Origin of the sequence: Paralimibaculum aggregatum, from assembly GCF_030270585.1 — a bacterium.
GTDB lineage: Bacteria > Pseudomonadota > Alphaproteobacteria > Rhodobacterales > Rhodobacteraceae > Thermohalobaculum > Thermohalobaculum aggregatum.
Window position 1 is genome coordinate 14,214 of the sequence record NZ_BSYI01000024.1, and the last position, 22,337, is coordinate 36,550.

The 22,337-nt window shown below is 71.4% G+C and carries 22 protein-coding genes; 12 read left to right on the forward strand and 10 right to left on the reverse strand.

The features are described from left to right. Nucleotides 1-30: 30 nt before the first annotated feature. The 3 genes from QSJ97_RS14805 to QSJ97_RS14815 are packed head-to-tail and all read left to right on the forward strand — an operon-like array spanning nucleotide 31 to nucleotide 4,322. The gene (locus QSJ97_RS14805; protein WP_285672569.1) at nucleotides 31-2,523 is read left to right on the forward strand and encodes a DUF3772 domain-containing protein; all 2,493 of its coding nucleotides are present in this window, start codon (nucleotides 31-33) and stop codon (nucleotides 2,521-2,523) included. A gap of 18 nt (nucleotides 2,524-2,541) precedes the next feature. Beyond that, nucleotides 2,542-3,609, forward strand: a complete 1,068-nt coding sequence (locus QSJ97_RS14810; RefSeq protein WP_285672570.1) for a hypothetical protein — start codon at nucleotides 2,542-2,544, stop codon at nucleotides 3,607-3,609. Then, nucleotides 3,606-4,322, forward strand: a complete 717-nt coding sequence (locus tag QSJ97_RS14815; protein WP_285672571.1) for an alanyl-tRNA editing protein — start codon at nucleotides 3,606-3,608, stop codon at nucleotides 4,320-4,322. The genes QSJ97_RS14810 and QSJ97_RS14815 overlap by 4 nt, the downstream gene beginning before the upstream one ends. A gap of 17 nt (nucleotides 4,323-4,339) precedes the next feature. Here QSJ97_RS14815 and QSJ97_RS14820 read toward each other — a convergent pair whose 3' ends face one another. Then, the gene (locus tag QSJ97_RS14820; protein ID WP_285672572.1) at nucleotides 4,340-5,473 is read right to left on the reverse strand and encodes a caspase family protein; all 1,134 of its coding nucleotides are present in this window, start codon (nucleotides 5,471-5,473) and stop codon (nucleotides 4,340-4,342) included. A 52-nt stretch (nucleotides 5,474-5,525) separates the two neighbouring features. Between QSJ97_RS14820 and QSJ97_RS14825 the strand changes: the two genes are divergently transcribed. From QSJ97_RS14825 to QSJ97_RS14855, 7 genes are all read left to right on the forward strand, one after another. Further along, nucleotides 5,526-6,215: a dimethylsulfonioproprionate lyase family protein gene (locus tag QSJ97_RS14825; protein ID WP_285672574.1), complete on the forward strand. Its 690-nt coding sequence runs from the start codon at nucleotides 5,526-5,528 to the stop codon at nucleotides 6,213-6,215. Between the two features lie 2 nt (nucleotides 6,216-6,217). Further along, nucleotides 6,218-6,964, forward strand: a complete 747-nt coding sequence (locus QSJ97_RS14830) for a sulfite exporter TauE/SafE family protein (RefSeq protein WP_285672575.1) — start codon at nucleotides 6,218-6,220, stop codon at nucleotides 6,962-6,964. Nucleotides 6,965-7,036: 72 nt separating this feature from the next. Further along, nucleotides 7,037-7,909 (forward strand): 3-mercaptopyruvate sulfurtransferase, encoded by an 873-nt coding sequence (sseA, locus tag QSJ97_RS14835; protein ID WP_285672577.1) that lies wholly within the window; start codon nucleotides 7,037-7,039, stop codon nucleotides 7,907-7,909. Nucleotides 7,910-7,915: 6 nt separating this feature from the next. Further along, nucleotides 7,916-8,452, forward strand: a complete 537-nt coding sequence (locus tag QSJ97_RS14840; protein ID WP_285672578.1) for a GNAT family N-acetyltransferase — start codon at nucleotides 7,916-7,918, stop codon at nucleotides 8,450-8,452. Between the two features lie 85 nt (nucleotides 8,453-8,537). After that, nucleotides 8,538-9,425 carry a class I SAM-dependent methyltransferase gene (locus QSJ97_RS14845; RefSeq protein WP_285672579.1) on the forward strand — a complete coding sequence of 296 codons (888 nt, stop codon included), beginning with the start codon at nucleotides 8,538-8,540 and terminating at the stop codon, nucleotides 9,423-9,425. A 55-nt stretch (nucleotides 9,426-9,480) separates the two neighbouring features. Beyond that, a complete protein-coding gene (locus tag QSJ97_RS14850; RefSeq protein ID WP_285672580.1) occupies nucleotides 9,481-10,518 on the forward strand; it encodes a radical SAM protein in 1,038 nt (345 codons plus the stop codon). Nucleotides 10,519-10,667: 149 nt separating this feature from the next. After that, nucleotides 10,668-10,994, forward strand: coding sequence for a hypothetical protein (locus tag QSJ97_RS14855; RefSeq protein WP_285672581.1), 327 nt, complete (start codon nucleotides 10,668-10,670; stop codon nucleotides 10,992-10,994). Nucleotides 10,995-11,042: 48 nt separating this feature from the next. Here the strand turns inward: QSJ97_RS14855 and QSJ97_RS14860 are convergent, their stop codons facing one another. The 3 genes from QSJ97_RS14860 to QSJ97_RS14870 form a co-directional block, all read right to left on the reverse strand. After that, entirely contained in the window at nucleotides 11,043-11,696 is a 654-nt protein-coding gene (locus QSJ97_RS14860) for a DUF937 domain-containing protein (protein ID WP_285672582.1), read from the reverse strand. Between the two features lie 110 nt (nucleotides 11,697-11,806). Then, nucleotides 11,807-12,289, reverse strand: coding sequence for a hypothetical protein (locus QSJ97_RS14865; protein WP_285672583.1), 483 nt, complete (start codon nucleotides 12,287-12,289; stop codon nucleotides 11,807-11,809). Nucleotides 12,290-12,363: 74 nt separating this feature from the next. Beyond that, complete coding sequence (locus tag QSJ97_RS14870) at nucleotides 12,364-13,320, reverse strand: DUF3137 domain-containing protein (protein WP_285672584.1); 957 nt, start codon at nucleotides 13,318-13,320, stop codon at nucleotides 12,364-12,366. 138 nt (nucleotides 13,321-13,458) lie between these two features. Between QSJ97_RS14870 and QSJ97_RS14875 the strand changes: the two genes are divergently transcribed. Continuing rightward, on the forward strand, nucleotides 13,459-14,358 hold the full coding sequence (locus QSJ97_RS14875; protein ID WP_285672586.1) for a DMT family transporter: 900 nt from the start codon (nucleotides 13,459-13,461) through the stop codon (nucleotides 14,356-14,358). A 17-nt stretch (nucleotides 14,359-14,375) separates the two neighbouring features. Here the strand turns inward: QSJ97_RS14875 and QSJ97_RS14880 are convergent, their stop codons facing one another. Beyond that, on the reverse strand, nucleotides 14,376-14,894 hold the full coding sequence (locus QSJ97_RS14880; RefSeq protein WP_285672587.1) for a DUF6647 family protein: 519 nt from the start codon (nucleotides 14,892-14,894) through the stop codon (nucleotides 14,376-14,378). Between the two features lie 102 nt (nucleotides 14,895-14,996). On the opposite strand from QSJ97_RS14880, the gene QSJ97_RS14885 reads away from it, so the two are divergent. Continuing rightward, nucleotides 14,997-15,917, forward strand: a complete 921-nt coding sequence (locus QSJ97_RS14885) for a LysR substrate-binding domain-containing protein (RefSeq protein WP_285672595.1) — start codon at nucleotides 14,997-14,999, stop codon at nucleotides 15,915-15,917. A 65-nt stretch (nucleotides 15,918-15,982) separates the two neighbouring features. On the opposite strand, the gene pnp is transcribed toward QSJ97_RS14885, so the two are convergent. From pnp to QSJ97_RS14910, 5 genes are all read right to left on the reverse strand, one after another. Further along, nucleotides 15,983-18,109, reverse strand: coding sequence for a polyribonucleotide nucleotidyltransferase (pnp, locus tag QSJ97_RS14890; RefSeq protein WP_285672596.1), 2,127 nt, complete (start codon nucleotides 18,107-18,109; stop codon nucleotides 15,983-15,985). A gap of 157 nt (nucleotides 18,110-18,266) precedes the next feature. Beyond that, entirely contained in the window at nucleotides 18,267-18,536 is a 270-nt protein-coding gene (gene rpsO / locus QSJ97_RS14895; RefSeq protein WP_285672597.1) for a 30S ribosomal protein S15, read from the reverse strand. Between the two features lie 160 nt (nucleotides 18,537-18,696). Beyond that, on the reverse strand, nucleotides 18,697-19,140 hold the full coding sequence (locus QSJ97_RS14900) for a hypothetical protein (RefSeq protein WP_285672598.1): 444 nt from the start codon (nucleotides 19,138-19,140) through the stop codon (nucleotides 18,697-18,699). 41 nt (nucleotides 19,141-19,181) lie between these two features. Further along, entirely contained in the window at nucleotides 19,182-20,162 is a 981-nt protein-coding gene (gene truB, locus QSJ97_RS14905) for a tRNA pseudouridine(55) synthase TruB (protein WP_285672599.1), read from the reverse strand. 74 nt (nucleotides 20,163-20,236) lie between these two features. Continuing rightward, entirely contained in the window at nucleotides 20,237-22,333 is a 2,097-nt protein-coding gene (locus QSJ97_RS14910) for a glutamine amidotransferase (protein ID WP_285672600.1), read from the reverse strand. Nucleotides 22,334-22,337: the final 4 nt, after the last annotated feature.

The window sequence follows — 22,337 nt, forward strand, 5'->3', positions numbered from 1 at the left end:
GCGCGGCGGGGCTGAGTTAGGAGGGATCCCATGTGGATCCTTCGGCTTCTCACGGCGCTCGCCGTGCTTCTCCCCGTGCTCGCCGCCGCCCAGGGCGGCGAGGAAAGTCTCGGTGCCCGGCTCGACCGCTGGGACGCCGAGGCGCGCACCATCGAGCGCCGGCTGGAATTCGACCCGCCGAGCTCGGAAGAGGTCGACACCTATCTGGGGCAGCTCGGCCAGCAGCTCGGGCAGGTGCCCGCCACCCGCGAGCGGCTGCAGTCCCAGCTGGCGCCGCTGCGCAGCCAGCGCGAGGCACTCGGCGATGCGCCGGAGGATGCCTCGGCCGAGGCGCCGCAGATCGGCGTCGAGCGCAAGCGCCTCGACGGCGAGATCGGCACGCTGGACGCCTTCGCCAAGCGGGTCGATCAGGCCGAGGCGCGGGCCAAGGGGCTCGAGGGCCAGCTCACCCAGCTCCGCCGCGACCGCTTCGCCGAGGCGCTGCTCGAGAAGGGGCCGAGCCTTCTCGACCCGAAGACATCGGTGCGCGGGCTCGCGGCCATCGAGCGGCTGCTCAGCAGCATCGTGCTCGAGACCAGCACGCGGATCTCCGAGCTCAGCCTCGACGCGGCCACGATCACCCGGCTGGTGCTGCCCTTGCTGCTGCTGGGCGGCGGCATCGCCGTGGTGCTCAAGCTGCGCGCCTTCGCGCTGCGCAACCTGATCGGCAAGGTCACGCCCGAGCTGGACCTCTCGCACCGCGTCGCGGTGGGCGCGGGGCTGACGCTGGTGCGCCTGCTGCTGCCGTTCTGGGCCGTGGGCATGATGATCGCGGGCATCATCCTCACCGGGCTGCTCGGGCCGCGCGGCGAGAGCCTGGTGCAGGCCCTCGGCAACGGCGCGCTCTTCGTGATCGGCGCCTATGCGCTGGGCGGTGCCTTCTATTCCCCCTCGGCGCCTTCGCTCCGGCTCTCGCGGCTCGGCGGCGGCGATGCCCGCGGCGCGCATCGCTGGCTGGTCCTGCTGGCGCTGGCGGTCGGCATCGACCGGGTGGCGGTGTCGGAGGCGCAGGAGCTCGGCCTTGCGGTGGAGGGGCTGGCGCTGCTCAACGCCGCGGTGCTGATCTGGGGGGGCGTCGCGCTCTGGGGCTATGCGCGCTATCTCCGGCGCCCGCGGGCCGAGCCCGAGGCGGACAAGGCGGACGAGGCTCCCGCCGCCACCACGGCCGAGGACGACGAGGCGGCGGAGGCGGCGAACTCGGCCCGGCAGGCCAACCGTGTCGCCCTCTCGGCGGCCAAGATCTTCGCCCGCGTCGCCGCGGTGGCGGCGCCGGTGCTGGCCTGTCTTGGCTACTATGCCGCCTCGCGCTATGCCTTCTATCCGCCGGTGTTCTCGGGCGCGATGATCTGCCTCGGGCTGCTGCTGTTCCACGTGGTGCAGTCGGTGGTCGGCCGGGTCACCGGCGAGGACGGCGGCGCGATGGAGCGGCTGAAGCTCGTGCCGATCCTGCTCGGCCTGCTGCTCTCCTGTGCCGCGGTTCCGGTGCTGGCGCTGATCTGGGGTGTCGCGCCCTCGGATCTCGAGGTCGCCTGGCGCCGCGTGCTGCAGGGCTTCACCATCGGCGACGTGACGATCTCGCCGGTGGATTTCCTGCTGTTCATCATCTTCGTGGTGATCGGCTTCATCGTCACCAGCCGGGCCAAGCGCTTCCTGCGCAGGCAGATCCTGCCGCTGACCGGGCTCGATACCGGCGGCTCCGACGCGATCGCGGCGGGGGCCGGCTATCTCGGCTTCGCGGTGACGGTGCTGGTGGCGATCGCGGCCACCGGGGTGGACCTCTCCAACCTCGCCATCGTCGCCGGTGCGCTCTCGGTCGGCATCGGCTTCGGGCTGCAGAACATCGTCAACAACTTCGTCTCCGGCGTGATCCTGCTGATCGAGCGGCCGATCAAGGCGGGGGACTGGATCGAGCTGCCCTCGGGCATGGGCTATGTGAAGAACATCAACGTGCGCTCCACCGAGGTCGAGACCTTCGACCGCGCCTCGCTCTTCGTGCCCAACTCCCAGCTGATCTCGGAGAACGTGATCAACTGGACGCATTCCAACCTGCACGGGCGGATCATCTGCAAGGTGGGCGTCGAATATGGCACCGATCCGCGCAAGGTCGAGCGCATCCTGATCGACATCGCCCGCGCGCATCCGCTGATGCTGCGCCGGCCGGCACCCTATGTGCTGTTCCGCGGCTTCGGCTCCGACAGCCTGGATTTCGAGATCCGCGGCATCCTGCGCGACGTGAACTGGCTGCTCAACGTGCAGTCCGACCTCAACTACGAGATCGCCCGGCGCTTCACCGAGGAGGGCATCGGCATCCCCTTCCGCCAGGCCGACATCTCGATCAAGAATGTCGAGGAGATCGGCAAGGCGCTGCGCGGGGTCATCGTGCCCGCCCCGAACGAGCGGAAGGGGGCGCCGGCGAGCGAGCCGAAACGGCTGCACGACGAGGCCGCCGGCGATGCCGAGGCCGACGGGCCGGGAGAGCACTGAGCGGAGGGGCTTGGCGGCATGGGCGAGGCGGCGGCGGCGATGCGGGATGCGCGGCGGGCGGGGTTCGTCCGCCGGATGCTGGCCGGGCTGGTCGCGCTGGTGCTGCTGCTGCCGGCCGCCGCGGCGGCGGATGCCGGGCCGAACCCGCTGGCGGTTGCCCGCGATCTGCGCCGCGGGGCGGAGCTGATGCGCGACGCGGTGGCCCTCGAATTCGCCCTCACCGAGGCCTCGCGCTGGTTCGACGACGTGCTCGCCACCGGCATCGATGGCGGCGAGGCGGCGATGAACGCCCGCGCGGTGCAGCAGCGCGCGCTGCCTGCCATCGCCGATCTCGAGGCACGGCTCCGGGTCTATGCGCCGGGGCTGAAGCCGCGCCCGCCGCTCTACCCCCTGCGGGGGCAGTCGCTGCGGCTGCTGGCCGACTACCCGGCCTATCTGCGCCGGCTCTCGGGCATTCTCGCGGTGCAGGCCGAGGCCGCCGGCAGCGCCGATACCAAGGCGCTCGAGTCGCTGGCTGAGAGCTGGCTGGCGACATCCGAGGTCTGGTTCGACCGCTTCTACCACGTGATCAACGCCGAGCTGGCGCAGATGCCCACCGACAGCCCGGAGCATTTCGCGCTGCGCATCGCGGCGGAGGATTTTCGCGTCGCCCGCGCCGAGCGGCGCCTGGTCGAGGCGCTCGACCCGGTGACCGCCCGCGCCCGGCTGATCACGCTGGGCGAGGCGCAGGAGCGCTTCGGCCTGCGCGTCGCCGCCGCCCGTGCCGCCGCCGAGGCGCTGATGCCGGCCTATCGCGACGGTCTGGCGCGCCTCTTCGCGCCGCTCGTCGGCGAGACCGAGGCCGCCGCCCGCGCCGATGCCGCCATGTCCGTGCTGCGCGCGCAGTTCGCGCTCTATGACGAGAGCGTCGCGATCTCCCGCGCCCGGCTCGGGCTCTTCTTCCTCTGGACCCAGGACCCGCAGGACCCCGGCCTGCCGCGCCGCTGGGCCGAGATTTCGGCCCGCATCGCCGCGCTGAGCGCCCGGCTCGGCGCCGCCCAGGTCGCCTATTTCACCGCCCTTGCCCCCCCGGAGGAGGATCCATGACCACCGAGCCGCTGTTTCGCGACGACGCCTATCTCGCCGACTGCACCGCCACCGTCACCGCCAGCGGGCCGGAGGGCGTGGTGCTCGACCGCACGGTGTTCTACGCGGCCGGCGGCGGCCAGCCGGGCGATACCGGGCAGCTCGCCTGGGAGGGCGGCGAGATGGCGGTGGCGGACACGCGCAAGGGCGAGGACGGCGCGATCCTGCACGTTCCGGCCGAGGGCGCGGCGATGCCGCCGCCGGGCACGGCGCTGACCGCGCGGCTCGACTGGGAGACCCGCCACCGCCACATGCGCGTGCACACCGCGCTGCATCTCCTCTCGGTGGTGATCCCGCTGCCGGTGACCGGCGGCTCGATCGGCGCGGAGAAAGGCCGGCTCGATTTCGACATGCCCGAGGCGCCGGCGGACAAGGCGGCGCTCGAGGCGCGGCTGAACGCGCTGATCGCCGAGGATCATCCGGTGAGCACCGAATGGATCTCCGATGCCGAGCTCGAGGCGAATCCGGGGCTGGTCAAGACCATGGCGGTGAAGCCGCCGATGGGGCAGGGCCGCGTGCGGCTGGTGCGGATCGGCGCGGGCGAGACGCCGGTCGACCTCCAGCCCTGCGGCGGCACGCATGTGGCGCGCACCGGCGAGATCGGCCCCGTGACCCTCGGCAAGATCGAGAAGAAGGGCAAGCAGAACCGACGCGTCTCGATTCTGCTTGCGTGAGCCGGGGTTGCAGCGGCTCAGAAGCTCTGGCGCACCTCGAGCACGCGGAGCGCATCCTGCCCGAGCTGCAGGTAGAAATGCCCGGTGCCGCCATAGGCCGTGAGGAAATTCTGCCAGCCCTCGATGCTGTTGGCCTGCCGGGCCGCCTGGAAGGCCTCTTCGATCGGCGGCAGGGGCTCGGTCCGGCGCTCCGGCGCAGCGGCCTCCGGCGCCTCCGCAGCCGTGGCGGCGGTGCGGGTGCCCGGCTCGTCGGGCACGGCGGCGCCCGCGGGTGCAGGGGCGGCATCGACGGCCGCGGCAGGTTCGGCGGCGGGCGGTCCGGCCTCTGCCGGAACCTCCGGCGCCCCGCGCACCAGCGCGAAATTGCCGATCATCTCGTCGTAATAGGCCGGGCGCTGGCGATGGCCGACCTGCTGGGAGAGCGCACGCACCTCGGTCCGCAGGCGCCGCGCGAGTTCCGGCAGCGGCAGGTCCGGCTCCTCCATCAGCGGCAGCAGCTTGCGCGTGAAGACCGAGTTGGGGTCGGCGTCCTCGTCGCTCAGCCGGTCGAGCGCCACCTGCCCGGCGCCGGCGGAATAGATGATGAAGCTGCCTTCGGGGGGCACGGTCATCGCCAGCCCCTTGCGCCCGCCGATACTGCGGCCATAGGCGGTCTCGAAGGGGTTGTCGCGGCAGGCGTCGATCACCGCGATGGTCAGCGCCGCGCCGCTTTCCCGGAGCTCGGCGAGGATCCCCGAGAGCGGCAGCGACTCGCGCTTGATGAGGGCCTGGTCCTCTGCCGTCGCCTCGGGCACATCGACCGGCAGCAGGAAGTTCTCACCGTCGATCTCGACCCCGTGACCGGCATAGAAGAAGAAGGCGGTGTCGCCGGGCGCCAGGCTGCGGGCAAAGGCCGAGATCGCCAGCGTCGCCTCGCGCTCGCCGAGATCGGCATGGGTGCTCACGGCGAAGCCGAGGCGCTCGAGCTTGTCGCTGACGGCGAGGGCGTCGTTGACCGCCTTTTCGAGCCGGGGCAGCGTGCGATATGCGTCGTTGCCGATCACCAGCGCGCGGCGCGTCTCGGCGCGTGCATCGGGTGCGACGGCGGGCGAGACGAGGACGGATGCGGTCAGGACGGCGGACAGAACTGCGAAGATGCGTCGGGCATGCATAGCGGTCTCCCTTCCCTCGCCTTACCTCTCAGATAGCACGGACAGGCGGGAAATGGCATTGCAGGAACGGGCGGATGACGGCGCGGCGCGGCGGCTCTCGGCGGAGCCGGACTGGATCTATCTGCTGACGGAGATCTACGAACTCTACCGCAATTCGGGGGCCGGGGGCTCGACCAAGATCCGCAGTCACCAGCGCGCGGTGCGCGAGGCGATCCGCCGGGTGCAGGCGGCGGCGCCCAGCCTGCGCTTTCCCGAGCCGGCGGCGAAGCCGGTGACCGCACATCTCAGGCGCGCGTTCGACCGCGGCCGGCTGACCCACATGGCGCCGCTGGTCCGGGCGATCGAGAACGTGTCCGGCCGGCTGGCCTGGCTGCACGGCTACGACCGGATGCCGCGCGGGCTCGCCGAGCGCTACGCCTTCGCGGAGTTCACCGGCCCCTCGGGCCCGGTGGAGACCCGCGAGATCATCCTCGGGCTGGTGCTCTTCGCGCCAGGCTGCACCTATCCCGCCCATGCCCATGACGGGATCACCGAGAGCTACTATGTGCTCTCCGGCACCGTCTCGGAGAACGACGACGGCGTCTATGCCCCCGGCTCGATGATCTTCAACCCGCCCGGGAGGATGCATCGCATCACGGTCGGCGCGCGCGATCCGGCGCTGCTCGTCTATGCCTGGGCGGGCTCGCAGGAGCGGCTCGCCGGGCAGAAGATGACCTTCTCGCGCAAGCCGCGGGCCGGCTGAGCATGGGTGATCTCATGGCGCTGGCGCTGCCGGCGACGCTGGCCTTCCTGCTGGCCGGAACCATCAAGGGCACGGTCGGGATCGGGCTCCCGACCGCGTCGGTCGGCATCCTGTCGCAGATCGTCAGCCCGCACGAGGCGATCGCGCTGGTCTGCCTGCCGATGGTGGTGGCCAATGCCTGGCAGGTCTGGCGCATGGGCGACGTGATGGGCGCAGCGCGGCGCTATGCGCTGTTCGGCGCGGTGCTGGTGACGGTTCTCTGGTTCACCACCTCTCTGACGGCGACCGTTTCCGAGCGCGTGCTGGTCGGCGGCATCGGCGGGGTGGTTGCGGTGTTCTCGCTGTTGAACCTGTTCTTCGTGCCGGTGGCGATCGCGGCCCGGCACGACCGGGCGGCGCAGGTCGGGTTCGGGGTGCTGGCAGGCGGGCTCGGCGGGCTCACCGGGATCTGGGCGGCGCCGCTGGTGGCCTATCTGCTGGGGCGCGGGGTGGACAAGGACGAGTTCGTCCGCGCCACCGGGCTGCTGATCTTCCTCGGCGCGCTGCCGCTGGCTGCCGGCTTCTGGTGGGAGGGGCTGCTGACGCCGCCGCTGGCCGGTCTCTCGGCGGCGATGGTCCTGCCGACGCTGGCCGGCTTCGCGCTCGGCGAGGCGCTGCGCGCGCGGCTGCCGGCGGAGCGTTTCCGCAAGGTGGTGCTGCTGGTCTTCCTCGCCATGGGGCTCAATCTGATCCGCCGCGCCCTGTTCTGAACGCCGGCGCAGGCAGGGAGTTGATTATCGCCCGCACTGCCCCTAGGACGGGGGAAAGCCGAGAGGAGCGAAATGCCGACGAGCGATCCCACCCTTCTGGTCTCGACCGACTGGCTGGCCGAGCGCCTCGGCGGCCCCGACATCCGCATCCTCGACGGGAGCTGGCACCTGCCGGATACCGGCCGCGACGCGCGCGCCGAGTATGCCGCGGGCCATATCCCGGGTGCGCGCTTCTTCGACATCGACGCGATCTCCGACCGGAAATCGGCGCTGCCGCACATGCTGCCTCCGGTGGAGCAGTTCGTCTCGGCGGTGCGCCGGCTCGGCATCGGCGACGGGCACCGGGTGGTGGTCTACGACCAGGCCGGGCTGTTCTCCGCCGCGCGGGTCTGGTGGATGTTCCGCGTCTTCGGGCACGAGGATGTGGCGGTGCTCGACGGCGGGCTGCCGAAATGGGTCGCCGAGGACCGTCCGCTCGAGGACATGGAACCGGATATCCGCGAGCGCCACTACACCGCACGGCGCGATGCCTCGCTGGTGCGCGACGTCACCCAGGTCGCCGGCGCGGTGAAGCTCGGCAGCGAGCAGATCGTCGATGCCCGCTCGCCCGGCCGGTTCGCCGGCGAGGAGCCGGAGCCGCGCGCCGGGCTGCGCGCGGGCCATATCCCCGGCGCGATGAACGTGCACTACCGGAGCCTGCTGGCGGCGGATGGCACGATGCGCCCGCCCGAGGAACTGAAGGCCGTCTTCGAGGCGGCCGGGGTCGATCTGGAGCGGCCGGTCGCCACCACCTGCGGCTCCGGCGTGACCGCCTGCATCCTCAGCCTGGCGCTGCATCGCATCGGACACGGGCGCAACGCGGTCTATGACGGTTCCTGGTCCGAATGGGGCGCCTATCCCGACCTCGCGATCGAGACCGGGCCGGCAGGCGGCGGGCAGGACTGAGCCGCGATGGAGGCCGGGCAGGGCACGCCTGCGGAGGTCATCGTCACCTATCTCGAGATGACCGCGCGCCCGGCCGAGCCGCCGCGGCCGCTACCCGTGGGCCAGCGCCTGGCCCTCGTTGCCGCCGAGGCGCCGCCGGTGCACTGGTTCCTCTATCTCTACCGCGCCGTCGGGGCGGACTGGCACTGGACCGACTGGCTCGAGCGGCCGGAGGCCGAGCTTGCCGGGTTCGTGCGCGACCCGAGGGTGACCATTCACACGCTGCTGACCGATGGCTGGCCCGGCGGCTTCTTCATGCTCGACACCCGCGAGGCCGGGGTCTGCGATCTCGCCTATTTCGGCCTGGTGCCGGAGGCGATCGGGCGCGGCCTCGGCAACTGGCTGCTGGACACTGCGGTGCGCAGCGCCTGGGACCGGCCGGGCGTGGAGCGGGTCACGGTCAACACCTGCACGCTCGACCATCCGCGCGCGCTCGGGCTCTACCAGCGGGCGGGCTTCGTGCCGGTGCGCCGCGAGACGGTGACGCGCCAGCTCGGCGGCTGAACCGCCGTTTCGCCTCACTTCCCGCGGGATTGCCCTGCCTGATCGCGCTATCATGCGCCTCGCGGGGGCAACGCGTGAGGTTGCGATGACAGAGACCGCAAAGACCGCAGGAACCGCCGGCGCCGAACAGACCGAGTTCGTGAGATTCTGGAACGAGATCCTCGTCCCGAAATTCGTGACGTACAAGCATGTGCTGGTGGGCGGGCTGAGCCGGCATTCCGACGCGATCCTGCCCGGGCTCGACGTGGTGCCCGGCATGCGGGTGCTCGATGCCGGCTGCGGCTTCGGCGACACCGCCTGCTGGCTCGCCGAGCAGGTCGGCCCCTCGGGCGAGGTCGTCGGCATCGACTGCTGCGACGGGTTCCTCGACTATGGCCGGCGCGAGGCCGCGGCGCGCGGGCTCGGCAACATTGTCTTTGCCGAGGCGGATGTGGAGAGCCACCCCTTCGAGGGCGATTTCGACATGGTGTTCTCCCGCTTCGGCACGATGTTCTTCTCGAACCCGGTCGCGGCGCTCAGGAACATGCGCCGGGCGCTGAAACCGGGCGGGAAGCTCACCCATATCGTCTGGCGCAACCGGGCCGACAATCCCTGGCTCTCCGCCGCGCGCGACGTGGTTCTGCGCCATCTGCCTCCGCCGGGGGAGGATGCGCAGACCTGCGGGCCGGGCCCCTTCTCGATGGCCGACCAGGAGACCGTCACCGGGCAGATGCACGCCGCCGGCTATTCGGAGATCGTCTTCGAGCGGGTCGATGCCATGGTGCGCATGGGCGACGATATCGAGGACGCCATCGGCTTCCAGATCGCGCTCGGCCCCGCCGGCGAGGTCTATCGCGAGGCCGGCGACCTGGCGCTGGCGAAGGAGGCGGAGATCAAGGCCGATCTCGCGGCGCTGCTGCGCCCGCATGTCACCAGCGACGGGATCTGGATGGGCTCCTCCTCCTGGGTGATCTCTGCGCGCAACGCGGCGTGAGTGGCGCAGCAGGCCGGGATGCGCTAAGGCCTCCGGAAGCGACTCCGGAGGCCCCATGTTCGACCCCGCCCGGCCCTACAGCTTCCACATCGAGCTGACCGACAAGTGCAATGCCGGCTGCCCGATGTGCCCGCGCACCCTGCATCTCGACCGCTGCCGTACCGACCGCTCGGTGGTCTCGAATGTCGAGCTGGGGCTGGCGGATTTCCAGCGCCACTTCACCCCGGATCTGTCGGCGCGCACCGCCGAGGTGATCTTCGGCGGCGCCTATGGCGACCCGCTGGCGGCCACCGAGCTGCTGGAGGTCGTCGAGCATCTCACCGATCACGGCGTGCGCGTCGCCATCGCCACCAATGGCAGCCTGCGCAAGCCCGACTGGTGGGCCCGGATGGGCCGGGCCATGGCGCGCACCGGCTCGCGGCTCGAGCTGCATATCGACGGGCTCGAGGACACCAACGGGCTCTACCGGGTCGGCACCTTCTACGACAAGATCGTGGAGAACGCCGCCGCCTATATCGAGACCGGCGCCCGGGCCGAATGGCATTTCATCATCTTCCGCCACAACGAGCACCAGATCGAGGAGGCGTTCCGCCGTTCCCGCGCGCTCGGCTTCGAGGGCTTCACGCTGATCGACACGGTGCGCTTCGGGCCGGAGGGGCGTTTCCCCTACCAGATGCCCGATGGCAAGATGCGCGAGCTCGAAGCGCCCACGCGGAAATCGGCGGATTTCCGGCTCGATGGTGGCGAGATCCGGCTCGCGAGCCGGGAGGACGCGGCAGAGGCCGCGGCCCCGCCGGTGCGCCCCATCGAGGGCATCGACTGCAAGTCGGCGGCGCGCAACTCGCCCTATATCTCGGCGCACGGGCAGGTCTCGGCCTGCTGCTGGGTGGCGGGCTCCGGCGAGGAGAGCAGCTTCTTTGCCGGCCACCGGCTGGGTCCCGAGCGCTACAACCTGCGCAGCCGCCCGCTCGAGGAGATCATGCTCGACGAGCCCTTCGCCAGCCTCTATGCCGCGGCCTGGAAGGCGGACAGCCTCGCCACCTGCCGGCACAAATGCGGGCGGATGCGGCGCAACCGGCGCAACGCGCTCTGAGCGCGGCCGGGCGGGGTTGCATCCGGCGGCCGGGCCTGCGAGCCTTGGCCTTCCGTGGCGGCCGCGACGATCCGGCCGCAGAGATGGACCGCAGGCGGCGCCCGGAAGGGCATCCCCGGTCCGAACACCGGCTCGGAAAGCCAGATCCCATGAAACTCTCGACCGACCAGATCGCGGCCGCCAAGGCCGTGCTCGGCGCCGACCCCCTGCCGCAGGATCACCCGGTGATCGCCGAACTCGAGCAGGCCTTCGGGCCCAACACCTTCTATCTCGACCAGAACGGGCTGCTGATCTTCCAGGCTGCGGCGGAATGCGACGCCGATGGCGGCGAGGCCCGGCTGGTGCTCGTCGCCGCCTGGTCCGACGAGCAGAAGAGCGCGCTCGGCCGGATCGAGCCCGTGGACACCGGCATCACCGTGGCGCTCGGCGCGCCTACCGACAGCGCGGCGCCGGACACCCCCGACACCACCGCGTGAACCGCACCGCCCGGGCACCGCTTGCCGGTGCCCGGGCGGCGCCTCGCCTCAGCGGCGCATCAGCCCGTCGAGCACGTCGTCGAGCACCGAGCCGTCGCCGTCCTGGTCGAGCATCGAGAGCAGCGGGCCGAGGCCGACGTCCTGGCCCTCAGCCTGGTCCTTGCCGCCGCCGGTGAGCATGCCCATCACGGCACCCATCAGGCCGCCGCCGATGCCACCCCCGATCGCGCCCTTGTCGGCACCGGAGCCGCCGCCGGCGATGGCGTCCATCATGCCCTGAAGGGTGTTGTCCGGCATCTGGCGCTGCATGCCGCCCTGCAGCATCGCTGCGATTGCCGGCAGGAACTGCTCCACGATCCCCGGCGAGACGCCGCTGCGCCCGGCCGCCTCGGCCGCGAGATCCTGCGTTGCCTGCGGCGAGCCGAGGATGTTCTCGAGAAAGCGCTGGCCCTGGGCCTGGCCCTCCGGCTCGGCGGCGCGGGCGGCGTCGTCGAAGAAGCCCGCCTCGCGCTCGCCCATCAACTGGCCGGCGACGGCGTCGAGCCCGCCGGCCTCGGCGCGCTTGCGGGTCGCCGAGGCGATGGTCGGCGCCAGCATGCCCGCCAGTTCGCCCGCCTCGGTCTCCTCGATCCCGAAGCGCTTCGCCAGCGTCGCAAGCCCCCGGCCATCCTGGGCCTCGTTGAGAAGACGTAGAAGCGACATCGCTCCCCTCCGTTCGCCGATTTTCCCTGTCGGCGAACCATGCCACAGCCAGCGCCAGCTGTCCGTTGCGGAAAGGCACGTGCCCCGCGGCAAAGCCTCTCGCCGCACTCTCACTGCGCGTTGTAGGCCCGCGCTACCTCGGCGAGCGATCGGCGGTTGGCGGCTTTCGGGGCGGCTCGCGCCGCGCCCGCAGCGCCGGCGGATGCCTCGGCAAGCCTGGCGGCGCATCGCTCGACGGCGGCCACGGCATGCTGGCCGTCGCCGCGCATCGGCGCGCGCACCACGGCCCGGTGCCTGTCCTCGGCCTCGGCGGAAAAATAGGCGATGGCGCCGAAAATCGTGCCTGTCAGCCCGCTGGTGGCGGTGATCTGCACCTCGGCGCGTTGCTCGGCGGGCAGCTCGATCATCTGCACCTGAGGCTGGATGCTGTCGTCGCTGCGCCGGATCTCGATCACCGTGCAGGCCGCGGCATCGCCATAGCGGCCGGCCATCACGCGGTCGAACATCGGCGGCGTGGCGTCGACATTGGACCGGTCGAGCCCGAACGTGCAGCCACCGAGCAGGGCGAAAGGAAGAAGGGCGTGCAGTTTCATAATGTGATCCTCCCGTTGAAATGGGAGGATCCCGGCGGCGCCCGGCGGCCTTGGCAATGCGCCTGCCGCGTGCCTCAGCGCCCGGTGATGACGTCGATGGCGCGGCGCGGCAGGTCGAGATCCCAGAGCGCGTTGTGCAGGTCCTGCTCGATGTCGGTGGTGGGCCGGAACAGGCTGCCGAGCGAGAGGAAATCTCCCGAGCGGGGCAGTGCGAGGTAGAACCAGTCGCCCTCGAAGGCGGCGGCGATATAGCTGCGCTTGGCCTCGTTGCGGGCGAGCGTCTTCAGCCCCTCGATCACGCCCGGGCCGATATAGTCGCGCGCCGCGGCGATATCGTCGGAATAGACCTCGTAGGTCGCCTCGAACTCCTCGTCGGGGATCTCCAGCTTCTCCATGCCCTTGCGGGTGCCGGAGAAGGTCTCCGAGACCCAGTTGAACATCGAGCCGCGGTCCTTGGCGAAATAGATCCGCGGCGCCGGCTGCACCACCGCGATCTGGAAGACCAGCCCGCGGAACACGGTCGTGGTCTTGGTGCGGCCCTTGCTGTCGCGGGTGCGGGATTTCAGATGCGCCTCCGCCAGCGCCCAGTCGAGCCCCTTGTGGTTGCCGGCGACATGGTCCTCGGTGCGGGCGCTGTCATGGCCGGGCACCACGCCGAGCCGCTCGAAGGTGCCGATGTTGATTCGCGCGTCGCCATAGCGCATCTCGCCGAGGAACTCGCAGAGGATCGGCAACAGCTCGCTGCCGAGGCCGGATTTCCAGCGCTGCTGGTAGACCGCCCGCGAGGCGAAGGCGCCGATGCCGCCGGCCACCGCCGCGGTGATCGCCACCGGCACGTTCTCGAAGCCCGCCGCGGCGCCGGCGCCGCCGAGCCCGGCGACCCCGGTGCCGCCCATCCACATCTGCGCCTTGCGCTTCAGCGTCAGCCGCTCGGCCTCGTGACGCTCGAGGATCGGCACGATGCGCTCGTGGAACACCGCCTCGAAACCCTCCTCGAGCGGCGACTGCTCGGTAAAGCTGTATTCTCCCATGCCGGCCTCCAGTTGTCCCCTCGGCTCCTATAAGGCCCCCTCGGGTAACGTTCCGCAACCCTGAGGGGCGGGTGATCTTGCGTGGCCGGGCGCAGGGTGTAGTGTCGCGCCGGCCTACCCCCACCCCCGGAGCCTCCGATGGATCTGCGCGCCCTCCTGCTTGGCCTCGCCTTCGCGGCGATGTGGTCCTCGGCCTTCGCTTCGGCGCGGATCATCGTGGCCGCGGCGCCGCCGGTCTCGGCACTGGCGCTGCGGTTCCTGATCTCGGGGCTGCTGGCGGTGGCGATCGCGCGCGCGATGGGCCAGAGCTGGCGGCTGACCGGAGCACAGTGGCGGGCGACGGCGGTTTTCGGGATCTGCCAGAACGCGCTCTATCTCGGGCTGAACTTCGTGGCGATGCAGTCGGTAGAGGCGTCGCTGGCGGCGATCATCGCCTCGACGATGCCGCTCCTGGTGGCGCTGGCGGGGCTGGTGCTCGGCACCGAGCGGGTGGGTCTGCGGGCCGCCGCCGGGCTGGCCGCGGGGCTCGCGGGTGTCGGGCTCATCATGGGCGCGCGGCTCGAGGGCGGGGCCGACCCGGCGGGAATCGGGCTCTGCGTGCTCGGCGTGATCGCGCTGGCGGCGGCGACGCTGTCGATGCGGGGGGCCTCCTCCGGTGGCAATCTGGTGATGGTGGTCGGGCTGCAGATGCTGGTCGGCGCGGCGGTGCTGGCGCCGGTGGCGGCGGCGACGGAGCTGGCGGCGCCGGTGGCGGTCGACTGGTCTTGGGCGCTGCTCGCGGCCTTCGCCTACACCACGCTGGTGCCGGGGCTGGCGGCGACGCTGGTCTGGTTCGTGCTGGTGCGCCGCATCGGCACGGTGCGGGCCTCGGTCTTCCACTTCCTCAACCCGGTGCTCGGGGTCGGCTTCGCGGCGGTGCTGCTCGGCGAATCGCTCGGCCCGCTCGACATGGTGGGGGTGGCCATCGTCACCGCGGCGATCCTGGTGGTGCAGCTCGCGAAGCAGGCCGGGCCGGTTGCCGCCCCCAGCCGTGTCTGAGCGCGGGCGGGGCTGGCTCAGTCGGGGTGGATGTCGCGCGGCGTGCAGCTCGCCTCGAGCAGGATCGCCGGCCAGTAGAAGCCCGGATCGATGCCGAGTTCGCCGAGCCAGCGCGCCTGCAGCCGGTAGGCCTCCCATTCCTGCGCATTCTCGCAATACCAGTGCCGCGCTTCTGTCTGCCGGTGATGCACCAGCTCGTGCAGCAGCGCCGAGACGTCGCGCGGATCGCGCGGAGACCAGGGCCGCACCAGATAGATCGTGGCGCCGGTCGCGGCATAGAGCCCGCGCAGCCGCCCGTCGAGGCGCCCGGCGCGCCGGTGCATCGCCCGCGCCTCGGCCGCATCGATGAAGACGATGGCCGGCGCCTCCATCGGCCGGGGATAGGGCGCGGCCCGGTCGAGCCAGCGCTCCAGCCCCTTCACGACGGAGCGCAGCGCGGCCCGGTCGGGGTCCGCAGCGGCGGCGGCGGACGCCGCGAGCAGGACGAGCACGGCCAGCCCGGCCCGCAGCGGGCCGGAGACGAGGGTGAGCGGCATGACAGCCTCCGCAGGTTCGGATTACCGTTCCGTCATGCTAGGATCGTCGGGCCGACTCGGACAAAAGACGCCTTTTCACCCGAGGTTGAGCGGAGATCACCGATGCGCCGTCGCCTGCCGCCGCTGCCCGCGATCCGCGCCTTCGAGGCCGCGGCGCGGCTGCTGAGCTTTCGCGAGGCGGCGGCGGAGCTTTGCGTCACGCCCTCGGCGGTCAGCCATCAGGTGCGCGCGCTGGAGGATCATCTCGGCCGCAGCCTGTTCCGGCGCGCGGGCAATCGCATTGCACTGACCGAGACCGGCCGGGCCTACCGCACCGAGCTTTCGCGGATCCTCGACGCGCTCGACGCCGTCACCCGCCAGGTCGCCGATACTCCGGATGCCAGCCCGATCACCGTGCATTGCACGCCGGGCTTCGCGTCGCGCTGGCTGGTGCCGCGCCTCGGCCGCGCGCCCTATGGCGACCGGATCGAGATCACGGTCTCGCAGGGCGCGCCCAGCACCGATTTCGCGACCAACGGGGCCGAGATCGTGATCCAGTGGACCGTCGGCCCGGTGCCCGGCGCGATCAGCGAGCCGCTCATGGAATCGGCGCGCTACCCGGTGGCCGCACCCGAGCTGCTCGAGCGGGAGGGCATCGCCCGGCCGGCGGATCTGCTGCGCCAGACGCTGCTGCACGACGAGGTTCTCGATGCCTGGGCGAAATGGTTCCGCCTCGCCGGGGTCGCCGGGGGCGATGCCGAGCGCGGGCCGAGGCTGCCGCATTGCGAGATGGCGCTGACGGCGGCGGAGCAGGGCCAGGGCGTCGCGCTCGCCTATGACGCGATGGCACGGACCGGGCTCGCCAGCGGCCGGCTGGTGCGGCCGTTCGAGATCGAGGTGCCGCCGATCACGATCTACTCGGTGGCCTATGCCGAGCGGCACCGGCGCTGTCCGCAGGTCCGGGCATTCCGCGACTGGATCTTCGAGGAGGTGCGCGCCGAGGGCACGCTGGACCGGCAGAGCCGGCTCGAGCCCGCCGGCTAGGCGCGGGGGGCGCGCCGGGTGGTCCTGGTGCTGCGCGGGCGGCCCGAAGGCCGCCCGGCGTGATGTCACTCGGTGGCCTCGGCCTCCTCGCGGGTGATCTCCTTGCCGGTCTTCTGATCGACGATCTTCATCGACAGGCGGACCTTGCCGCGGTCGTCGAAGCCGAGCAGCTTGACCTTGACCTCCTGGCCTTCCTTGACGAGATCCTTCGGGTTCTGGCCCCGCTCCCACGACATCTGGGAGACATGCACCAGCCCGTCGCGCTTGCCGAAGAAGTTCACGAAGGCGCCGAAATCCATGATCTTGACGACCTTGCCGGTGTAGATCCGGCCGATCTCGGGCTCGGCGACGATCGAGTTGATCAGCTCGCGCGCCTTCTCGATGCAGGCACCGTCCGGCGAGGCGATCTTGATGATGCCGTCGTCGTTGATGTCGATCTTGGCGCCCGATTCCTCGACGATGCCGCGGATCACCTTGCCGCCCGAGCCGATCACTTCGCGGATCTTGTCCGGGTTGATCTGCATGGTCTCGATGCGCGGCGCGTGGATCGAGAACTCGCCCGCCGTGGTCAGCGCCTTGGCCATCTCGCCGAGGATGTGCAGCCGGCCGTCCTTCGCCTGGGCGAGGGCCTGCCGCATGATCTCCGGGGTGATGCCGGCGACCTTGATGTCCATCTGCAGCGAGGTGATGCCGGCCTCGGTGCCGGCGACCTTGAAGTCCATGTCGCCGAGATGGTCCTCGTCGCCGAGGATGTCGGTGAGCACGGCGAACTCGCCGCTCTCCTCGAGGATCAGGCCCATGGCGACGCCCGCCACCGGCGATTTCAGCGGCACGCCCGCGTTCATCATCGAGAGCGAGGCACCGCAGACGGTCGCCATCGAGGACGAGCCGTTGGACTCGGTGATCTCAGAGACGATGCGGATCGTGTAGGGGAAGTCGGTCGGCGCCGGCAGCACCGCCTGCAGCGCCCGCCAGGCGAGCTTGCCGTGGCCGATCTCACGCCGCCCCGGAGGGCCCATGCGGCGCGCTTCGCCCACCGAGAACGGCGGGAAGTTGTAGTGCAGCATGAACCGCGCGCGGCTCTCGCCCTCGAGCGCGTCGATGATCTGCTCGTCGTCGCCGGTACCGAGCGTGGTGACCACCAGCGCCTGGGTCTCGCCGCGGGTGAACAGCGCCGAGCCGTGCGTGCGGGGCAGGATGCCGGCCTCGCTGGCGATCGGGCGCACGGTGGTCAGGTCGCGGCCGTCGATGCGCTTGCCGGTCTTGATCACGTCGCCGCGCAGCACTTCCGCTTCCAGCGCCTTGAAACAGGCGTCGACGGCGTTGCCGTTCTCGCGCTCCTCCTCGGTGAGGCCGGCGAGCAGCGCGTCCTTGGCGGCGGAGATCTTGGCGGTGCGAGCCTGCTTGTCGAGCGTCGCGAAGGCGTCGCGCAGCGGCGCCTCGACAAGGCCGCGCACCCGCGCCATCAGAACCGCGTTGTCCGGCGGGCTGTAGTCGAAGGGCTCCTTCGCGGCCTCCTCGGCGAGGCGGATGATCGCGTCGAGCACCGGCTTCAGCGCGTCATGGCCGAAGGTGACGGCGCCGAGCATCTCGTCCTCGGAGAGCTCGGAGGCCTCGGACTCGACCATCATCACCGCGTTGCGGGTGCCGGCGACGATCAGATCGAGGCGCATGTCCTCCATCGCGTCGACCTTGGGGTTGAGCACGTAGTTGCCCTGGTGGTCGAAACCCACGCGGCAGCCCGCGATCGGGCCCATGAAGGGCGCACCGGACAGCACCAGCGCGGCCGAGGCGGCGATCATCGCAACGATGTCGGGATCGTTCTCGAGATCGTGGCTCAGCACGGTGCAGACGACCTGCACCTCGTTCTTGAAGCCGGGCACGAAGAGCGGGCGGATCGGCCGGTCGATCAGCCGGGAGGTCAGCACCTCCTTCTCCGTCGGTTTCGCCTCTCGCTTGAAGAAGCCGCCGGGGATCTTGCCCGCGGCGTAGTACTTCTCAAGGTAGTTCACGGTGAGGGGGAAGAAGTCCATCCCCTCGCGCTGCTTCTTCTCGTAGCAGACGGTGGCGAGCACGGTGGTCTCGCCATAGGTCGCCAGCACCGATCCGTCGGCCTGGCGGGCCATCTTGCCGGTCTCGAGGGTCAGCGTCTCGCCGCCCCATTCGATCGACTGGCGTGAAATCTCGAACATGATGTTTCCCTTCGTCGGCGCCCGGGCCCTGCCCGGACGGTCCCCCCGCGGGGGACGGCCCCTCATATGAAACCAGCGGCGCACCCCCGGGGCGTGAGGGGCCGGCGCACGAACGGCTGGCGGCCCGCCCCGGGGTCGGGACGGGCCGCGTCTCAGGTTAGCGGCGGATGCCGAGACGTTCGATGATGCTGCGGTAGCGCGGCTCGTCGCGCACCTTCACATAGTCGAGCAGCTTGCGGCGCTGGCTGACCATCTTGAGCAGCCCGCGGCGCGAATGATTGTCTTTCTTGTGCGACTTGAAGTGCTCGGTGAGGTTGGTGATCCGCTCGGTGAGGATCGCGATCTGCACCTCGGGCGAGCCGGTGTCGCCGTCCTTCGTGGCATAGTCCTTGATGAGCGCTTCCTTGCGCTCGGGCGTGATCGACATCGTGTGCTCCTTGACTTGGGGGTTGTCTCGCCGTCCGCGGCCAGGGCCGGGATGTCGTCCAGCACGGTCGGGGATCGGCGGTTGCCGTCACTTGAACGGCAGCGGGCTCTATGCACGCTTCCGGAGCGAAATGCTAGTGCGAATCTGCGCCCTTTCCGGGTTACTGCACCGCCTCGTCGATGGCGGCGCGGCCTTCCCCGCCGATCGTGGTCGCGACATAGCCGATCAGGGTTCCGACGAGTGCCCCCTCGAGCACGAACCAGAAGGGCGAGGTGAAGCCGCTGTCGGCCCCCATAAGCGCCTCGAGGAACGCCCGCATCTGCACATGGGCGAAGAAGACGAGCACCAGGTTCAGCCAGGCGCCCAGAAACGGCGCGCGGATCCACCATGGCAGCGGCAGGCGCAGCACCGGGTGAAAGGTGAACACGCCGAACACCCCGATGAGCGCGCCGAAGGTGAGATACCAGAGCAGGATGCCCCAGCGCAGCATGGGGTCGACCTCGGGCCAGAGCACGGGCAGCAGGAAGTACCCGGCGGCGCCGATCGCGAGGCCGATCAGCTTGCCGATGGCGATGCGTTTGGTGAGCGATGGTCCGGACGTCATGGAAAATGCCTTTCAGCGGTCAATACCGCTGCCACTTTGCCTCATTCTCCCTGATCGGGGAAGCGGGTCTGCCCGGCGCCGTCGCCTGCCGCGGCGGCCCCGTCCGCCGCGACCGGCGTGTCGGGCAGGATCACGCGGGCGGGGCGCAGGCGGGCGCCATCCGCCTTGCAGATCGCCACCGGCGTGCCGGCGCAGGACGCCCAGACGGTCTCGCCCTCCGCCGCGCGGCCGGGTGCCAGCGGCACCGCTTGGCCGACGCGCAGCTGCGCGGCCATGACCGGCGGCAGCGGGATCTCCACCAGCCCCCGGAGCCCGGCCGCCACCGGCAGCAGCGGCGCCTCCGCCCGACCTTCGCGCACCGCGTCGAGCCGGTCGAAGGGCAGCGCGTCCTCGATCCGGAAGCCGCCGCTCGCCAGCCGGCGCAGCGCGGTTACATGGGCGTGGCAGCCGAGCACCCGGCCGATGTCCCGCGCGATCGAGCGGACATAGCCGCCCTTGCCGCAGTCGAGCTCCAGCTCGGCATGGTCCGCATCGGGCCGCGCGACCAGCTCGAGCCGCGCGACATGGAGGGGCCGGGGCGCGAGCTCCGGGATCTCGCCGGCGCGGGCGAGGTCATAGGCACGCGCTCCGTCCTGCTTCACCGCGGAAAAGATCGGCGGCACCTGCATGATGTCGCCCCGGAACGGGGCCAGCGCGGCCGCCAGCGCCGCGTCGTCCGGCCGCTCGGGGCTCTCGGCGACGATCTTTCCCTCGGCGTCGTCGGTGGCGGTGGCCTGGCCGAGCCGGATGGTGAAACGATAGGTCTTCTGCCCATCCTGCGCGGCAGCGACGGTCTTGGTGGCCTCGCCGAATGCGATGGCCAGGACGCCCGTGGCGAGCGGGTCGAGCGTGCCGGCATGGCCCGCCTTCTGCGCCTGCAGCGCCCAGCGCGCCTTGGCCATCGCCTGGGTCGAGGTGATGCCGATGGGCTTGTCGATCACGAGCCAGCCATTGAGCGGCCGGCCTCGGCGTCGCCTGGCCATGGGAGCCTCCGTGCTTCGGGCGTGCGGTTGCGGGCGGGCTCTCTAGCGCAGGCCGCGGCCCGCGGAAAGGGGGCTCAGCGCCCCTCCCGCCGCCAGGCCGCGAGGAACAGGAGCCCGGTGGCCAGCGCCGCCGCCCAGGCCGGCAGGAGCGGCGTCAGCTCGATTCCGGTCACGCGATAGGCGTCGCGCCGCTCCAGCCCGAACCAGCCGCGGCCATGCGCGCGGCGGCCCTCGGCGACGCTGCGCAGGTCCGGCAGGCCATCGGAGAGCCAGGCGATGCGCCCGCCGGTGGCGTCCACCAGCGGCTCCACCGGGGTCTCGCTGGCGATCGGGTTGCGATATTCCATCGGCGCGGGCGGCCCGACCGCGGCCACCGCCATGCGCTCGCCGTCTGAGAAGCGCCAGAGCCCCTCCTCGGCGCCGTCGAGCACCGCGCGCCAGCGCCCGGGCCCGGCAGGCGCATAGGCCAGAGCGCGGGTCTCGGGCTCCGCCGCGCCATCGGGGGGCGTTGCCAGCAGCTCCTCCGGCGGGCGCTCGGCCAGGGTGCGACGCTCGATCACCACGCGCCGCCCCTCGACGCGGGTGAACATCGCTTCTTCCTCGAGCTCGGGCTCGCGCATCAGCCAGTGCGCGGTGCGGCGCAGCAGGTCGGCCTGCGGGCCGCCGCCCTCGTGGCCGCGGGTCCAGAGCCAGGCATGGTCGGAGGCGAGCAGCGCCACCCGCCCCTTGCCGACCCGGTCGAGGATCAGCAGCGGGCGGTCCTCGATGCCGGACATCACGATGCTGCCCGAGCGCGGCTCGACGGTGATCTGGCGCATCCAGCTGCCCCATTGCGGACCGTCCGGTCCGATCCCGGCGGCCTCGGCGAGCCCGGCGGTCACCGGATGGCGGGCGCCCAGATCGGTGATCTGCGGGCGGAACGGGCGCTCAATCACCTCGAGGCTCGGCAGCGCCGGCAGGATCGCCGCGAGCGGCGTGCGCGCCAGGCTGTCGGCCCCGGCGAAGGCGGGCCCGGAGGCCAGCAGCACCGCGCCGCCCTCGCGCACATAGGTGCCGATGCGCGCCAGATAGGCCGGCAGCAGCACCCGGCGATACCGGTAGCGATCAAAGATGATCAGGTCGAAGCCGTCGATCTTCTCGAGGAACAGCTCGCGGGTGGGGAAGGCGATCAGCGAGAGCTCGGAAACCGGGGTGCCGTCCTGCTTTGCCGGCGGGCGCAGGATGGTGAAATGGATCAGGTCCACCGCCGGGTCGGATTTCAGCAGGTCGCGCCAGGTGCGCCCCCCGGGATGCGGCTCGCCGGAGACCAGCAGCACCCGCAGCCGGTCGCGCACGCCATTCACCTCGGCGATCACCCGGTTGTTGCGCGCGGTGAGCTCGCCCTCGCGTTCGGGGATGCGGATGTCCACCACCGTCGGCCCGGCATGCTCGATGGGCACGGGAACAAGCGTCTCGGAGCCGAGCGACAGCAGCACCGGGCGCGGCGCGCCGCCGTCGATCGCCACCAGTGCCGGCACCCTGGGCCCGATCTCCCCCGGTGCGGCGCCGAGCACGCGCACCCGCAGGCCGAAGCTCACCTGCCCGCCGACGATGCCGAAGCCGGGTGCGGTGACGAGGTCGAGCGCCACGTCGAAGGCGTCCCGCTCCCCGGCGATCAGGCCATGCACCGGAGCGGGGAAGCCCTCCAGCCGCTCGGCGTCGTGGACCTGCCCGTCGGAGAGCAGGATGGCGCCGGCGATCTGTTCGGGTGGGGTGCGCGCCGCGGCCTCGTCGAGCGCGGTGAGGAGCCTTGTGCCGGCGTCGCGGCCCTCCGGGTCCTGCCCGGTCTCGACGATCTCGAGTTCTAGCGGCGCATCCGGCGAGGAAAGCGCACGGATCGATTCCGCCAGCGCCTCGGCGGCATCCTCGATCTGGCCGGCGCGGTCCTCCAGCGTCGTGCTCTCCGAGCGGTCGACCACCAGATAGGCGACCGAGGGCAGCCCCTCGCGCGCCTCCTCGCGGAGCTGCGGCCCGGCCAGCGAGAGCACCAGCAGCCCGAGCCCCAGCGCGCGCAGCCACCAGCCCGGCAGCCCCCGCCAGAGCGCGAAGCCGACGAACCCCGCCGAGGCCAGGCCGAGCGCCGTGATCGCCGCCCAGGGCAGGAGGGGCGCGAAGCTCAGGGTCACCGCCATGCTC

What these genes read in the sequence shown, in the direction of transcription:
- QSJ97_RS14810 (WP_285672570.1), top strand. Translation starts at nt 2,542, where the DNA reads ATGGGCGAGGCGGCGGCGGCGATGCGGGATGCGCGGCGGGCGGGGTTC.
- QSJ97_RS14910 (WP_285672600.1), bottom strand. Translation starts at nt 22,333, where the DNA reads ATGGCGGTGACCCTGAGCTTCGCGCCCCTCCTGCCCTGGGCGGCGATC.
- QSJ97_RS14840 (WP_285672578.1), top strand. Translation starts at nt 7,916, where the DNA reads ATGGAGGCCGGGCAGGGCACGCCTGCGGAGGTCATCGTCACCTATCTC.
- QSJ97_RS14870 (WP_285672584.1), bottom strand. Translation starts at nt 13,320, where the DNA reads ATGGGAGAATACAGCTTTACCGAGCAGTCGCCGCTCGAGGAGGGTTTC.
- QSJ97_RS14875 (WP_285672586.1), top strand. Translation starts at nt 13,459, where the DNA reads ATGGATCTGCGCGCCCTCCTGCTTGGCCTCGCCTTCGCGGCGATGTGG.
- QSJ97_RS14855 (WP_285672581.1), top strand. Translation starts at nt 10,668, where the DNA reads ATGAAACTCTCGACCGACCAGATCGCGGCCGCCAAGGCCGTGCTCGGC.
- QSJ97_RS14825 (WP_285672574.1), top strand. Translation starts at nt 5,526, where the DNA reads ATGGCATTGCAGGAACGGGCGGATGACGGCGCGGCGCGGCGGCTCTCG.
- rpsO (WP_285672597.1), bottom strand. Translation starts at nt 18,536, where the DNA reads ATGTCGATCACGCCCGAGCGCAAGGAAGCGCTCATCAAGGACTATGCC.
- truB (WP_285672599.1), bottom strand. Translation starts at nt 20,162, where the DNA reads ATGGCCAGGCGACGCCGAGGCCGGCCGCTCAATGGCTGGCTCGTGATC.
- QSJ97_RS14865 (WP_285672583.1), bottom strand. Translation starts at nt 12,289, where the DNA reads ATGAAACTGCACGCCCTTCTTCCTTTCGCCCTGCTCGGTGGCTGCACG.
- QSJ97_RS14850 (WP_285672580.1), top strand. Translation starts at nt 9,481, where the DNA reads ATGTTCGACCCCGCCCGGCCCTACAGCTTCCACATCGAGCTGACCGAC.
- QSJ97_RS14900 (WP_285672598.1), bottom strand. Translation starts at nt 19,140, where the DNA reads ATGACGTCCGGACCATCGCTCACCAAACGCATCGCCATCGGCAAGCTG.
- QSJ97_RS14820 (WP_285672572.1), bottom strand. Translation starts at nt 5,473, where the DNA reads ATGCATGCCCGACGCATCTTCGCAGTTCTGTCCGCCGTCCTGACCGCA.
- QSJ97_RS14830 (WP_285672575.1), top strand. Translation starts at nt 6,218, where the DNA reads ATGGGTGATCTCATGGCGCTGGCGCTGCCGGCGACGCTGGCCTTCCTG.
- sseA (WP_285672577.1), top strand. Translation starts at nt 7,037, where the DNA reads ATGCCGACGAGCGATCCCACCCTTCTGGTCTCGACCGACTGGCTGGCC.
- pnp (WP_285672596.1), bottom strand. Translation starts at nt 18,109, where the DNA reads ATGTTCGAGATTTCACGCCAGTCGATCGAATGGGGCGGCGAGACGCTG.
- QSJ97_RS14805 (WP_285672569.1), top strand. Translation starts at nt 31, where the DNA reads ATGTGGATCCTTCGGCTTCTCACGGCGCTCGCCGTGCTTCTCCCCGTG.
- QSJ97_RS14885 (WP_285672595.1), top strand. Translation starts at nt 14,997, where the DNA reads ATGCGCCGTCGCCTGCCGCCGCTGCCCGCGATCCGCGCCTTCGAGGCC.
- QSJ97_RS14860 (WP_285672582.1), bottom strand. Translation starts at nt 11,696, where the DNA reads ATGTCGCTTCTACGTCTTCTCAACGAGGCCCAGGATGGCCGGGGGCTT.
- QSJ97_RS14845 (WP_285672579.1), top strand. Translation starts at nt 8,538, where the DNA reads ATGACAGAGACCGCAAAGACCGCAGGAACCGCCGGCGCCGAACAGACC.
- QSJ97_RS14880 (WP_285672587.1), bottom strand. Translation starts at nt 14,894, where the DNA reads ATGCCGCTCACCCTCGTCTCCGGCCCGCTGCGGGCCGGGCTGGCCGTG.
- QSJ97_RS14815 (WP_285672571.1), top strand. Translation starts at nt 3,606, where the DNA reads ATGACCACCGAGCCGCTGTTTCGCGACGACGCCTATCTCGCCGACTGC.